Origin of the sequence: Pseudovibrio denitrificans JCM 12308, from assembly GCF_001310815.1 — a bacterium.
Classification (GTDB): domain Bacteria; phylum Pseudomonadota; class Alphaproteobacteria; order Rhizobiales; family Stappiaceae; genus Pseudovibrio; species Pseudovibrio denitrificans.
In genome coordinates, this window is record NZ_BAZK01000003.1 from 138895 (window position 1) to 151914 (window position 13020).

Below are 13020 nucleotides of genomic sequence, written 5' to 3' on the forward strand. Positions count from 1 at the left end.
AACGAGAGCGCCCATGGCGAGCCTCAAGGACCTAAAAAACCGCATCGCTTCGGTCAAAGCGACGCAGAAAATCACCAAGGCCATGAAAATGGTGGCCGCGGCGAAACTGCGTCGTGCCCAGGATGCTGCAGAAGCCGGTCGTCCCTATGCTGAACGCATGGCGACAGTACTTGGCAATCTTGCAGCTGGGTTCGAAGGTCGAGATGATGCGCCGAAGCTGATGACGGGTACCGGACAGGATCAGACACATCTGCTCCTCGTCTGCACAGCAGAGCGTGGCCTCTGCGGTGGTTTCAACTCGTCAATCGCACGTCTGGCACGTGAACACGCTGATAAACTCCTTGCTGAAGGTAAGACGGTTAAGATCGTCACCGTTGGTAAGAAGGGCTACGACGCCCTGAAGCGTGGTTACAACCAGCACATTGTAGAGAATATCGAACTGCGCGGTCTGAAATCGATCGAGTACGGTGACGTCAAGCACATCGCTGACCTCGTTATGGAAATGTTCTATGACGAAAAATTCGATGTCTGCACACTGTTCTACGCGCAATTCCAATCGGTAATCAGTCAGGTTCCGACCGCAAAACAGCTTATTCCAGCTCAGTTCGACGCTGGTGATGACGCTGATAACGGTTCCTCTGAGGATGCACTGTACGAATACGAGCCGGGTGAACAGGAGATCCTTGAGACTCTCTTGCCACGCAACATCGGTATTCAGATCTTCAGCGCAATCCTTGAAAACGGTGCCTCCGAGCAGGGCGCGCGTATGGCCGCAATGGACAACGCAACGCGCAACGCCGGCGAGATGATCGACAAACTGACAACGACATACAACCGTCAGCGTCAGGCACAGATCACGACGGAACTGATTGAAATTATTGCGGGCGCGGAAGCGCTCTGACCGAGTTGAGACGAGGATTTAAGTGATGGCTGACACGAAAGTCGGACAGATCACGCAGGTAATCGGCGCTGTTGTCGACGTTCACTTCGATGGTGAACTCCCTGCAATTCTGAACGCTCTGGAAACTGACAACGGCGGTAACCGTCTGGTTCTCGAAGTTGCTCAGCACCTGGGCGAAAACACAGTACGTACAATCTGCATGGAGCTTCCGAAGGTCTCGTCCGCGGTCAGGAAGTACGTGACACTGGCGAACCTATCGCAGTTCCAGTTGGTGACGGCACTCTGGGCCGCATCATGAACGTGATTGGTGAGCCTGTTGATGAAGCTGGTCCAATTGAACATGATGCCAAGCGCGGCATCCACCAGGAAGCTCCTGCTTTCGTAGAGCAGTCTACAGAAGCTGAGATCCTTCCAACCGGTATTAAGGTTGTTGACCTTATCGCTCCTTACGCAAAGGGTGGTAAGATCGGCCTGTTCGGTGGTGCGGGTGTTGGTAAAACAGTTCTCATCATGGAATTGATCAACAACGTTGCTAAAGCACACGGCGGTTACTCTGTATTCGCTGGTGTTGGTGAGCGTACTCGTGAAGGTAACGACCTTTACTGGGAAATGATCGAGTCCGGCGTTAACAAGGAAAAAGGCGGCGAAGGTTCTAAAGCTGCTCTTGTTTACGGTCAGATGAACGAACCTCCAGGAGCACGTGCACGTGTTGCTCTGACCGGTCTGACCATCGCGGAAGACTTCCGTGATAAAGGCCAGGACGTTCTGTTCTTCGTGGACAACATCTTCCGCTTTACCCAGGCTGGTGCTGAGGTGTCCGCACTTCTCGGCCGTATTCCTTCTGCTGTGGGCTATCAGCCTACACTTGCTACCGACATGGGCGGCATGCAGGAGCGTATTACGACCACTTCCAAGGGTTCTATTACTTCCGTACAGGCCGTTTACGTTCCTGCGGATGACTTGACTGACCCTGCACCTGCTTCCACATTTGCTCACTTGGACGCGACAACGGTTCTTAACCGTGCGATCGCTGAAAAAGGCATCTACCCTGCTGTGGATCCACTGGACTCTTCCTCTCGTATGCTTGACCCGCGCATTATCGGTGACGAGCACTACGAAGTTGCGACAGCTGTTCAGGAAACACTTCAGCGCTACAAGTCACTTCAGGACATCATCGCCATCCTTGGTATGGACGAACTTTCTGAAGAAGATAAGCTGGTTGTTGCTCGCGCACGTAAGATCGAGCGCTTCATGTCCCAGCCGTTCTTTGTTGCTGAGGTCTTCACTGGTTCCCCAGGTAAACTGGTTGCGCTCGAGGACACCATCAAAGGCTTTAAAGGCCTCGTTGCTGGTGAATACGACCACCTGCCAGAAGCTGCATTCTACATGGTTGGCTCTATGGATGAGGCAATCGAGAAAGCTGCGAAACTGGCTGAGGACGCTGCTTAATCTCGGTTCTTTTGAACCGGTGACTTCTTTGGGTGACGCATAACCTGCGTCACTCTTAGAAACGGATAGAGGATGAGCTAAATGGCTGAAGCATTTCAGTTTGAGCTGGTATCACCAGAGCGCCTTCTGCTCTCAGCGAAGGTTACTGATGTAACCGTACCTGGTTCTGAAGGTGAGTTTGGTGTTGGCGCTGGTCACTCGCCGTTCTTGTCAACCATGCGTCCGGGTGTTGTTAAAGCGCTCAGCGAAGATGGTTCCAAGCACGATTACTTCGTGCGGGGTGGTTTTGCTGACGTTTCCGCGTCTGGCATGACTGTTCTGGCGGAACAGGCGATCCCGATGGCCGATCTTGATGCAGGTTACATCGCACAGCAGATTCAAGATGCGAGTGAAGATGTAGCTGATGCAAAGGACGAAGATGCACGTCAGGCTGCACGGCTGGTACTTTCCCAGCTGCAGGAGCTGCAGGCAGCCCTCAAAGCTTCCTGATTGCATTTCGATGCCAAGAAAAACAAAAGCCTCGGCAGTGCCGAGGCTTTTTTGTATCTGCAGTGCAGATTAAACAGGGCCTGCGATTTATAGCAAAATGCATAAGAGCGCAGGGAAGGGGTACACAGCCCAGTTGATTAGGCTGCGATCCGCTTTTTATTAGCTGCCGCATTTGCTGCGCGCATTTCCTCAGCACGCGCTTTACGCTGCTCAGGTGTTTCATAAACAATCGTGCGATGATACTCGCAGTAAGAACCATTTTCAGCGCGGTTGGTGCATGGGAAAGTGTAACTTCCGCTGTCGCCTTCAGTCCACTTGCACTGGCCCGCTTTCGGCATAACTGGTGCTTTCATCTACCTACCCTTGTTCTTTGGAGCCATAGATCAAAGCCTGCATGCACGCGGGAGGAGCGTGAAAGCCATGCTCGCCGTTGGATCAATGGAACCATTTTTGATTATGGGATCACCGGAATTTTCTTTTGCTGCATTAAAAGCAGACAAATTTACCGGACGGGAAAAAGATTATCTCTCCCCTTTCCAAATAGCCAGATATTTTTAGCTGTGTAAAAATGCTTACACAAGAAAATCTGGATAGAAAATTTTTCTGATTTTGAAATTTGCAAGTAAAACAATCAGATAGCAAATGGCATGTGTATGCACCAATATTAACCACCGCGAAAGTTCTACGGAAACATTGTGGTTTCTGCGCCAAATTGATTCATCAATTGTGGCGAATTATGGCTTTTCGGAGTGTTTGCCAAGTATGCCACCGGCACTGTGAAGTGCCTCCGGGTCATCCAGATCACGCCGCGCTGCTTCGCCAACTTCTACGGTGTACACCACAGAGGGGTTCTGCTGGATGATTGGCTTGCCGCCAATGTCCCCGCGCAAGCAAAGCAAATCCTCAAAGAAGGCCCGATCCCACAGCACCGGATTGCCACGCTTTCCCTGTGTTGTTGAAACGCCAATCAGCTGATCCTGCGTCACACTTCGGCTCTTAAGCAGCGTGTTGATGTCCTCAGTCGAGATAAACGGCATGTCACCAAGCAGGATGAGTGCAGAATTCGACTGCTCAGCCACGCCTTCGATGCCCTTCTTGATGGAGGATGAAATGCCCTCATCGAAGTCAGCGTTATGGCGGAATCGGATAGGGAGACCGGAAAGCGCTTCTTCCACCTTGGAGGCCATCGCACCGGTCACCACAATCAACTCACTCAAATCACTGGCAAGCGCATGTTCTGCAACGTGTCTCACCACCGGCTTCCCATCAATCAGAGCCAACAGCTTGTTGTGCTGTCCCATGCGAGAAGAATTACCCGCCGCAAGCAACACACCGCTGCAAACGGTTTTATCTGGGTCTTCAGAAAGAGGATGGTCTCTCGCTGCGGACGGCTATGAATCTCTTTCAAAAGCCCACCCACGCCCATAGACATGATATCCCGGCGTGTGACGCTGATATCAGCCAGCAACCGCTGCAGGACCCAGTCAAAGCCGTTCTCCTGCGGACTACGCGCGCACCCCGGCGCACCAATCACCGGCGTGCCGTTAAGGTCGCCAAGCACAAGCAGATTGCCCGGATCAACTGGCATCCCGAAATGAATCAGCTCTCCCCCAGCTGCCTGAATAGCCGCCGGGATAACGTCTCCCTGATCCACGACAGCGGAAGCCCCAAACACAACCACCAGATCCGCATCCCGAACCTGCTCCGTGTTCAACACGTTGATCAGAGCCGCCTCATCATGAGGCACGCGAAGATCAGCAGAGATCGTGCTCTCCGCAATGTCCAGCCGTTCCTGCAACACACGCAGGCTCTTCGTGATTGTTGTCTCTTTCAGATGCGGCAGCGTCGTTGAAATCACGGCAACCGACTTCGGAGAATACGCAGCAACAGAAATCGCAGCAGAGATCTTCTCCGCCGCTTCTTTTGCTAGTTTCTGATCAACTGCCAGCGGAATGATCTTCGCCGTCGCCAGCATCCGTCCTTCACGGACTTCCGTGAAAGGCGGTAGGCAGGCAAAGGTGATGGCAGGATCAATCAGATTGGCTTCCGTCACCTTATCCGCATCAACCTGCAACACGCCGCTGTGTGTAGCGTAAAGGTTCGCACGTCCGGTAAACGGGGTAGAAGCAGAAACAGCATCCCCGCAGGCATGATTGGCCAGCAGCGCCGCCGCCTCATCCTCATGCAGGTCCGTGTCCTCTACCTGAGCAACGGTTACGTCAGCAAACCCAGCCGCAATCAGCTGATTCACGTCTTCCGCAGTCAGTTGGTGTCCCTTGGAGAAGGAAAGGCCATTATGTTTGATGGAATGGGCGAGGTAACACCCAATGCTCTCTTCGGCTGCTCTGCTTCCAAATTTCACGTCAGCCCGCCTTCTTCTGCTCTGCTTTGGTGCCACGCAGGGTCACGATAATCTCTGCCAGCACAGCTACGGCAATCTCGGCAGGGTTCGCAGCCCCAATATCAAGCCCAATCGGCGCCTTGATGCGGGCAAGGTCATCTTCACTCAGGCCAGCTGCCAGAAAACGCTCACACCGCTTTGCATGGGTCTTCCGGCTCCCAAGAGCACCCACATAGAAGCAGCCTGCTTTGAGCGCTTCCATCAGCGGCAAATCATCAATCTTCGGGTCATGGGTTACAGCAGCAACCGCCGTGAAGGGATCCAGCTTCAACTGATCCATCACCTCTTCCGGCCACTCAGCCAGCAACGGCACATGCGGGAACCGTTCTTCAGAGGCGAAAGCAGTGCGAGGGTCAACGATGGTGATGTCAAACCCGGCTGTCTGCGCAATCGGAACCAGCGCCTGTGTAATATGAACAGCACCGACTACCACAATACGCGTCGCCGGCACCTGCATGCTCAGGAAGTACTCCTCACCAGCTGCCGACTGAACCTGACCGGATTTGCCACTGCGAACACCATTTTCAAAAGCATCCGCCAGCGCAGAATCCTCCGCATCATCTCCATAAAGCATCACAGAGGACAATCCGGTTTCCAGATTGGTCAGCAGCGCAACGGGTTGGCGCTGAGCTTTGGAGGCGTTCAGCAGGCGGATATGACCATGATCAGCTTCAGAGGTCAGCGGCTGCAGATAAACACCGATCTTCCCACCGCAGGAAAGTCCCACACGCCATGCTGTCTCATCGGCCACGCCAAACTCAATCTTGCGCGCTTTGCCGTCTTCCAGCACTTCCATGGCTTCAGCTACCACAGCGCCTTCCACACAGCCGCCTGAAACCGAGCCTTCAAACTCACCATTGCCATCGATGATGAGATGACTGCCCACCGGGCGCGGTGCAGAGCCCCAGGTTTCGATAACAGTCGCGAGAACCAACTGACGGCCTTCATCCTGCCAGCGTTCAGCAACACCAAGGACATCGAGATTTTGGGCTAGTTCTTGAGGCAGGGTAGCAACAGACATGGCAGGCTCGCGAATAATTAGGGTCTCTCGACGCATTCCGGGAAAGGGAAAACTGACTTCCCAGTAGAATACGCCTTAATAGAGTGAGGAGCCTAGCCTGCTTCTTCAAGGGGATGCAACAACAGAACAGTGTTCATTAAAACAAAAAAGCGCCGGAACTTTCGCTCCAGCGCTCCTTCGGGGGATTGATGCTGATTACTCAGCAGCAATCTTGGTAATTGGACCTGCATTCAGGACCAGATCATCAACGTGATCCTGGAAGATCTGGAAGTTCGCAGCGAACATGTCGACCAGCTTTGCAGCCTGTACGTCATACTCGGATGGATTACTCCAGGTGCTCCGTGGATCCATAATGCTGGTATCAACGCCTGGGACTGCAACAGGAACCATAAAGCCGAAGTTTTCGTCCTTACGGAACTGGGCAGCGTTCAAAGAGCCGTCCAATGCAGCGCGAAGCAGTGCACGGGTCTCTTTGATTGGCATACGGTGACCAACACCATACGCGCCGCCGGTCCAGCCGGTGTTTACAAGCCAGCAGTCAACATCGTGCTCACGGATCAGATCCTTCAGCAGAGCACCATACTCTGATGGATGACGCGGCATGAACGGCGCACCGAAGCAGGTGGAGAATGTCGCCTGCGGCTCAGTCACACCACGCTCTGTGCCAGCAACCTTCGCGGTGTAACCGGAAAGGAAGTGGTACATCGCCTGCGCGCCGGAAAGCTTTGCAATTGGAGGTAGAACACCAAACGCATCAGCAGTCAGCATGATGATGTTTTTAGGATGCGCTGCGCGTCCAGTCTCACTCGCATTCGGGATGAAGTGGATTGGGTAAGAGCAGCGCGTGTTTTCTGTCTTGGAACCATCATCAAAGTCAGGAACACGAGCTTCATCCAGTACAACATTCTCAAGAATGGTGCCGAAGCGCTGCGTGGTCGCAAAAATCTCTGGTTCAGCTTCTGCAGAAAGACGAATGGTCTTCGCGTAGCAGCCACCTTCAAAGTTGAAGATGCCATCCGGGCCCCAGCCATGCTCATCATCACCGATCAGCGTACGGGACGGATCAGCGGAAAGAGTGGTCTTACCGGTGCCGGAAAGGCCGAAGAAGACAGCTGCATCATCGTTATCGCCAACGTTCGCGGAGCAATGCATCGGCATCACACCATCCTCTGGCAACATGTAGTTCAGCATGGAGAAGACGGACTTCTTCATCTCACCAGCATAAGCAGTACCGGCGATCAGAACGATCTTGTTGGTCAGATCACAGGCAATAACCGTTTCACTCCGGCAACCATGACGCTCTGGATCAGCCTTGAAGCTTGGCAGATCGATGATGGTCATCTCTGCTTCAAAGCTCTTCAGGTCTTCGCGGGACGGGCGAAGAAGCATGTTGCGGATAAAGTGGTTGTGCCAAGCCAGCTCGTTATAAACGCGAACGTTCAGCTGATGCGCAGGGTCAGCGCCTCCATAAAGGTCCTGAACATACAGCTCCATACCTTCAGCATGGGACAGCATGTCGTTCAAAAGCACGTCGAAGTGCTCGGTGCTCATTGCACCGCTGTTGTCCCACCAGATCGTATCTTCGGTCTTGGCGTCGCGAACAACAAACTTGTCTTTAGGAGAACGTCCTGTGTGAGTACCTGTTTCTGCACAAAGTGCGCCGCCCGCGGCGATCTGTGCTTCACCATTCCTGATAGCATGCTCATAAAGTTCAGCTTCGGTCAGGTTCCAATACACACTCTTGAGGCCCTTCAGTCCGAAGGTGTCACACCCAAACGCGGAATTCCGTAGTCCGAACTCTTTCATGTTCAGTAGTCCTTAATCGGCTCACAATTTACCTTGCGTCATTCAATGGCATCGCGCCAGTGAATTTAGCGATAACGCCCCTTGGATGGGGCAGTCATACTTAGAAAAGCAAGACCAGAAATCCTGCGTTTTTCTATTAAACCGATTGAAATAAGACCTTTTGCTGGCATAGATTTATTTTGCTTATAAAAATAAACTCGCGGCAAACTTGGTTTTCACTTTTAAGCGTTTAACGATACACTTCATGAAGAACACGTGGCACTTGGCAGGCGAAACTTTGTCAAAAGTGGCGCTAAATAAGGAAATTTTCCAAATACCTTGCTATAACAGGGTTTTGCCGCATTTCAGGATTAGGGATCGCGCAAGTTAATCTCAAATCCAAACAATGTAGCGAAGCGTGCAAGAGAGGAATAAGGTCTCTGATATGCCAACGATTGCTCTGGTCGATGATGACCGTAACATTTTGACATCCGTCTCGATTGCGTTGGAAGCCGAAGGATATCGGGTCCAAACCTATACGGATGGAACAGTAGCACTGGAAGGGCTCCAGGCTGATCCACCGGACCTTGCCATTTTTGATATCAAAATGCCTCGCATGGACGGTATGGAGCTGCTGCGCCGTTTCCGTCAGATGTCTGATCTGCCAGTGATCTTCCTCACATCCAAAGATGATGAGATCGATGAGCTGTTTGGCCTGAAGATGGGCGCAGACGACTTTATCCGTAAGCCATTCTCACAGCGTTTGCTGGTTGAGCGCGTAAAAGCAGTTCTGCGCCGCGCTGCTCCACGTGATGCTGCAAGTGCTGCCACCGAAACCTCCAAGCTGCTGGAGCGTGGCAATCTGGTGATGGATAAAGAGCGTCACACCTGCACATGGCTCGCCAAGCCAGTCACTCTGACTGTGACCGAGTTCCTGATTCTCTTTGCTCTTGCTCAGCGTCCGGGCGTTGTGAAAAGCCGTAATGCTCTCATGGATGCGGCCTATGACGATCAGGTCTATGTTGACGATCGCACCATCGACAGCCATATCAAGCGTCTTCGCAAGAAGTTCAAAGTGGTTGATGATGACTTTGATATGATCGAAACACTCTACGGTGTAGGTTATCGCTTCCGCGAAAACTAATCGCACGCGGCCCGTTGGCCGGGCTGTCTCAGAGTTGGAAAAAGCTCAAGAGCAAGCGTTCCTGAGAATTCGATAAGAGCGAATGTCGGACAAAAAAGAAGAACAAGAGCGGGAAGACATCGAAGCTGCAGAAGCTTCTGAAACTCTTGATCCGCAACATACAGGTGCGTTCCGATGGTTGGGACGCAGGCAAGTGCGCCAACGCGTCTTCACGCGCTGGATCTCGCTTGCGGGCACCTATGTCTTTTCTTCTTTGACCCGCCGTATTCTGGTGCTCAACCTCGTCGGTCTTCTGGCGATGGTGATCTCCATTCTGTATTTGAACCAGTTTCAGGCCGGACTGATCGATGCACGCGTTCAGTCACTGTTGGTTCAAGGTGAGATCATTGCAGGCGCCATTGCGGCTTCAACGACAAGTGACGGTGATTCTCTCATGGTCGATCCGGAGCAGCTGCTGCGTCTGGAAGCTGGAGAATCAACCAGTGCCCGCTCTACGCTCGGAAGCCTTGACTTTCCAATCAACCCTGAGATCGTAGGCCCTATCCTCAGGCGACTGATATCGCCCACGAAAACACGAGCGCGGATCTATGACCCTGAGGGCATGTTGATGCTGGATTCACGCCAGCTCCACGCCCAAAATCAGATTTTCCGCTTCGATCTGCCACCACCGGATGAAAGCACCGATCCCTTCTTCCAGAAGATGTGGGAGGAGCTGAAGCTTTGGATCCGTCGTGGTGAATACCCGCCTTATAAAGAAGTAGGCCGCACCGAAGGCCGCGAGTACCCTGAAGTAGAGGCAGCGTTGGCTGGTTCTCCAGCTTCCGTGGTGCGCGTTGGTGCCAAAGGTGAGATGGTTGTCGCCGTTGCTGTGCCAATTCAGCGCTTCCGCGGTGTTCTGGGCGCGCTCCTCCTGTCGACGCAGGGCGGTGATATCGACGACATCGTCGCTGCAGAGCGCAACGCGATCCTGAAGATCTTTATCGTCGCCGCCGTTGTGGTGATGATCCTCTCCGTTCTGCTCGCAGGCACCATCGCTGGCCCGGTCCGCCGTCTGTCAGAAGCCGCGCAGAAGGTGCAGTCCGCCATCAACACGCGTGAAGAGATTCCGGAGTTCGAAGATCGCTACGACGAAATCGGCCATCTGGCGCGTGCACTGCGAAACATGACAAAGGCTCTATATGGCCGCATGGACGCCATCGAAAGCTTCGCCGCAGACGTTGCCCACGAGCTGAAAAACCCGTTGACTTCGCTCCGAAGTGCAGTTGAAACGCTGCCTCTGGCGAAAACAGAACAATCCCGCGAACGCTTGCTGGACGTCATCCAGCATGACGTGAAGCGACTGGATCGACTCATCACCGATATCTCTGAGGCTTCTCGTATCGATGCTGAAATGTCCCGCGCAGAATCCCATGATGTAGACATCGCGACCTTGCTGAATGCCGTTGTCTCTATCGCCAACGAACGTGCATGTGATGAAGTTGCCCATGTGGACCTGAAGTTTGATCCTGCCAAGCCAGAGAACAAGTTCCAGATCCACGGCAATGATCAGCGCCTCGGTCAGGTCATCAATAACCTGATCGACAACGCCCGTTCATTCGCGCCAGAAGGCACCCCGGTCACGATCACGGCCAAACGCAAGAGCAACCAGATCATCATCTGGGTTGAGGATTGCGGTCCAGGCATCAAGGAAGAGCTCCGCGAACGTGTGTTTGAGCGCTTCTATACAGACCGGCCTGAAAACGAAGGCTTCGGCAATAATTCTGGTCTGGGGCTTTCAATTTGCCGCCAGATCATCGAAGCTCACAGAGGTGAGATCTCGGTGATGAACCGAACCTCTGAGGAAGCAGGGCAGGAGCAGAAAGTGCTTGGCGCCCGCTTCGTAATCAAACTGAGGGCGAAGACAACCTCATGACCACACTGGATCAGAAGCAAAGTGTACAAGCAGCAGAAGGTCAGGCGATACACGCCACCTGTCTGGTGGTTGGCACGAAAGGCATTCTGATCCGTGGCCCTTCAGCAACCGGCAAGTCCGCTTTGGCGCTGGAACTGATACAGCGTGCCCACCTGAAAGGCAGCTTTGCAGCCCTTGTGGCGGATGATCGCGTCTATATTGCTGAGAAAAATGGTCGCTTAATAGGCTCTTGCCCAAATTCAATTAAGGGAAAGGCCGAGCTGCGCGGTTTCGGCATTGTCGAAGTTCCCTATCTTGATACGGCAGTAATCCATATGGTTTTGGATCTGGAAGCCCGAGAGGAAATCGACAGGTTGCCGGAGGAGCAGGCGCTAACCTGTGAACTTTGCTCAGTCAAATTAATTCGACAGCAAGTACCAAAGGAAGATCATTTAGCGGCTCTTCGGCTCGCAAATGCACTTATTTTTACTAATCCAGTGCACAACTATTAGCCCTCTGTGTATGAGCATGCTGATTTTTCTTGCACTGCAGCGTGTCCTTCAACAAAGTAGGATTGGAATAACCATAGAGTAGACACTCTGTTAGTTCGCGGGAAATATATGATTGGTCTAGTTCTTGTCACCCATGGTCGGTTGGCAGAAGAGTTCAAATCGGCTCTTGAGCATGTTGTAGGTCCACAGGACCGGGTAGCAACCATCTGCATCGGCCCCGATGACGATATGGAACAACGTCGTCAGGATATCCTGCGTTCAGTAGAGGCTGTCAACGATGGCTCTGGCGTCGTCCTTCTTACCGACATGTTTGGCGGTACACCTTCTAATCTCGCTATCTCTGTAATGGATGGTGGTAGCGTAGAGGTCGTAGCTGGTGTAAACCTGCCGATGCTCATAAAACTGGCAAGCGTTCGCAACGAGAAATCGCTTGCCGAAGCGGTAGAAGAAGCCCGCAGCGCAGGACAGAAGTACATCTCCGTAGCTTCGCAGGTCCTGTCCGGGCAAGGCTAAGAAAATATGGATGAATGCACAGTGCTAGCTCGCGACCTGACCATCGTGAACACCCGTGGTTTGCACGCGCGCGCCTCAGCCAAGCTGGTCAAGCTGGTTGAGACTTTTGATGCCGATGTTAAAGTCTCCAAAGACGGACAGACAGTAGGTGGAACCTCCATTATGGGCCTGATGATGCTTGCGGCCAGCCCGGGGTGCTCTATCCACGTTGTCGTCACCGGCAATCAGAAAGAAGAAGCCCTCTCCGCGATCACGCATCTGGTAGAAGACGGCTTCGGCGAGAGAGACTAAGCAATTCGAGCGTTTCGAGGGTCCGATGAAAAAACGTCCAGCCGCACGTCTGTTGGTAGTTGATCCTCAAAACCGAATTCTGCTCTTCAATTTCAAGTTCGATAAAGGCCCTCTCAAAGGGCAGGATTACTGGGCCACCGTTGGAGGTGGCATAGAGCCGGGCGAGAGCTTTGAAGAAGCCGCCCGCCGTGAACTTCTGGAAGAGACCGGAATCACCGAGCCCGTCGGTGAGAAGATTCACATCGGAAGAGCCGTCTTTCAGACGCCCTCCGGCGAAACTGTCGATGCCGAAGAGCACTTCTTCCTCGTCACCGTATCCCACTCGAAAATCGACTATTCCAATCATACTGAGTTGGAAACGCAGGTGATGAGAAACCATCGCTGGTGGACTCGCGAAGAGTTGGAAACCACCTCTCTGACTGTATTCCCTGAAAATATCCTTGAAATTCTAGAGCCTTATCTTCCAGTGAAGGTCTGAGTCTCTCTGCTCATCTGCAGGACGCTTGCATTTTAGTCGGATATAAAGAAACCTTTATATCTTTATTGCTTTCTACTTCCTCTGTGATGTATAACTGCGTGCAGTGATCGCTCATTTCGCGAGCGCTCATCAACCATGCGGGAGG

At 52.8% G+C, this 13020-nt stretch carries 13 protein-coding genes and 1 pseudogene; 9 read left to right on the plus strand and 5 right to left on the minus strand.

Going from position 1 to position 13020, the window contains the following annotated elements; all coding sequences use genetic code 11:
• Nucleotides 1–13 precede the first annotated feature (13 nt).
• The 3 genes and pseudogenes from JCM12308_RS04175 (at nucleotide 14) to JCM12308_RS04185 (ending at nucleotide 2839) form a co-directional block, all read left to right on the plus strand.
• Nucleotides 14–901, plus strand: a complete 888-nt coding sequence (locus tag JCM12308_RS04175; protein ID WP_054782951.1) for a F0F1 ATP synthase subunit gamma — start codon at nucleotides 14–16, stop codon at nucleotides 899–901.
• A 25-nt stretch (nucleotides 902–926) separates the two neighbouring features.
• Nucleotides 927–2350: pseudogene (atpD, locus tag JCM12308_RS04180) on the plus strand (F0F1 ATP synthase subunit beta).
• 81 nt (nucleotides 2351–2431) lie between these two features.
• Nucleotides 2432–2839, plus strand: a complete 408-nt coding sequence (locus tag JCM12308_RS04185; RefSeq protein WP_008548358.1) for a F0F1 ATP synthase subunit epsilon — start codon at nucleotides 2432–2434, stop codon at nucleotides 2837–2839.
• 137 nt (nucleotides 2840–2976) lie between these two features.
• On the opposite strand, the gene JCM12308_RS04190 is transcribed toward JCM12308_RS04185, so the two are convergent.
• The 5 genes from JCM12308_RS04190 to JCM12308_RS04205 form a co-directional block, all read right to left on the minus strand.
• Nucleotides 2977–3192 (minus strand): hypothetical protein, encoded by a 216-nt coding sequence (locus tag JCM12308_RS04190; RefSeq protein WP_014283520.1) that lies wholly within the window; start codon nucleotides 3190–3192, stop codon nucleotides 2977–2979.
• Between the two features lie 381 nt (nucleotides 3193–3573).
• Nucleotides 3574–4140, minus strand: coding sequence for a nucleotidyltransferase family protein (locus JCM12308_RS28970; RefSeq protein WP_208978240.1), 567 nt, complete (start codon nucleotides 4138–4140; stop codon nucleotides 3574–3576).
• On the minus strand, nucleotides 4110–5201 hold the full coding sequence (locus JCM12308_RS04195; protein ID WP_208978241.1) for a molybdopterin-binding protein: 1092 nt from the start codon (nucleotides 5199–5201) through the stop codon (nucleotides 4110–4112). The genes JCM12308_RS28970 and JCM12308_RS04195 overlap by 31 nt, the downstream gene beginning before the upstream one ends.
• 1 nt (nucleotide 5202) lies before the next feature.
• Nucleotides 5203–6261 carry an XdhC family protein gene (locus JCM12308_RS04200; protein WP_054782952.1) on the minus strand — a complete coding sequence of 353 codons (1059 nt, stop codon included), beginning with the start codon at nucleotides 6259–6261 and terminating at the stop codon, nucleotides 5203–5205.
• A gap of 195 nt (nucleotides 6262–6456) precedes the next feature.
• Nucleotides 6457–8067: a phosphoenolpyruvate carboxykinase gene (locus tag JCM12308_RS04205; protein WP_054782953.1), complete on the minus strand. Its 1611-nt coding sequence runs from the start codon at nucleotides 8065–8067 to the stop codon at nucleotides 6457–6459.
• 424 nt (nucleotides 8068–8491) lie between these two features.
• On the opposite strand from JCM12308_RS04205, the gene JCM12308_RS04210 reads away from it, so the two are divergent.
• From JCM12308_RS04210 to JCM12308_RS04235, 6 genes are all read left to right on the plus strand, one after another.
• Nucleotides 8492–9190, plus strand: a complete 699-nt coding sequence (locus tag JCM12308_RS04210) for a response regulator transcription factor (RefSeq protein ID WP_037036395.1) — start codon at nucleotides 8492–8494, stop codon at nucleotides 9188–9190.
• Nucleotides 9191–9272: 82 nt separating this feature from the next.
• Complete coding sequence (locus JCM12308_RS04215; protein ID WP_008548424.1) at nucleotides 9273–11102, plus strand: sensor histidine kinase; 1830 nt, start codon at nucleotides 9273–9275, stop codon at nucleotides 11100–11102.
• Nucleotides 11099–11593 carry an HPr kinase/phosphorylase gene (locus JCM12308_RS04220; RefSeq protein ID WP_008548390.1) on the plus strand — a complete coding sequence of 165 codons (495 nt, stop codon included), beginning with the start codon at nucleotides 11099–11101 and terminating at the stop codon, nucleotides 11591–11593. The genes JCM12308_RS04215 and JCM12308_RS04220 overlap by 4 nt, the downstream gene beginning before the upstream one ends.
• Nucleotides 11594–11701: 108 nt before the next feature.
• Entirely contained in the window at nucleotides 11702–12106 is a 405-nt protein-coding gene (locus JCM12308_RS04225) for a PTS sugar transporter subunit IIA (RefSeq protein WP_008548522.1), read from the plus strand.
• Nucleotides 12107–12112: 6 nt separating this feature from the next.
• Nucleotides 12113–12397 carry an HPr family phosphocarrier protein gene (locus tag JCM12308_RS04230; protein WP_014283527.1) on the plus strand — a complete coding sequence of 95 codons (285 nt, stop codon included), beginning with the start codon at nucleotides 12113–12115 and terminating at the stop codon, nucleotides 12395–12397.
• A 25-nt stretch (nucleotides 12398–12422) separates the two neighbouring features.
• Nucleotides 12423–12875 carry an NUDIX hydrolase gene (locus JCM12308_RS04235; RefSeq protein WP_054782954.1) on the plus strand — a complete coding sequence of 151 codons (453 nt, stop codon included), beginning with the start codon at nucleotides 12423–12425 and terminating at the stop codon, nucleotides 12873–12875.
• Nucleotides 12876–13020 lie beyond the last annotated feature (145 nt).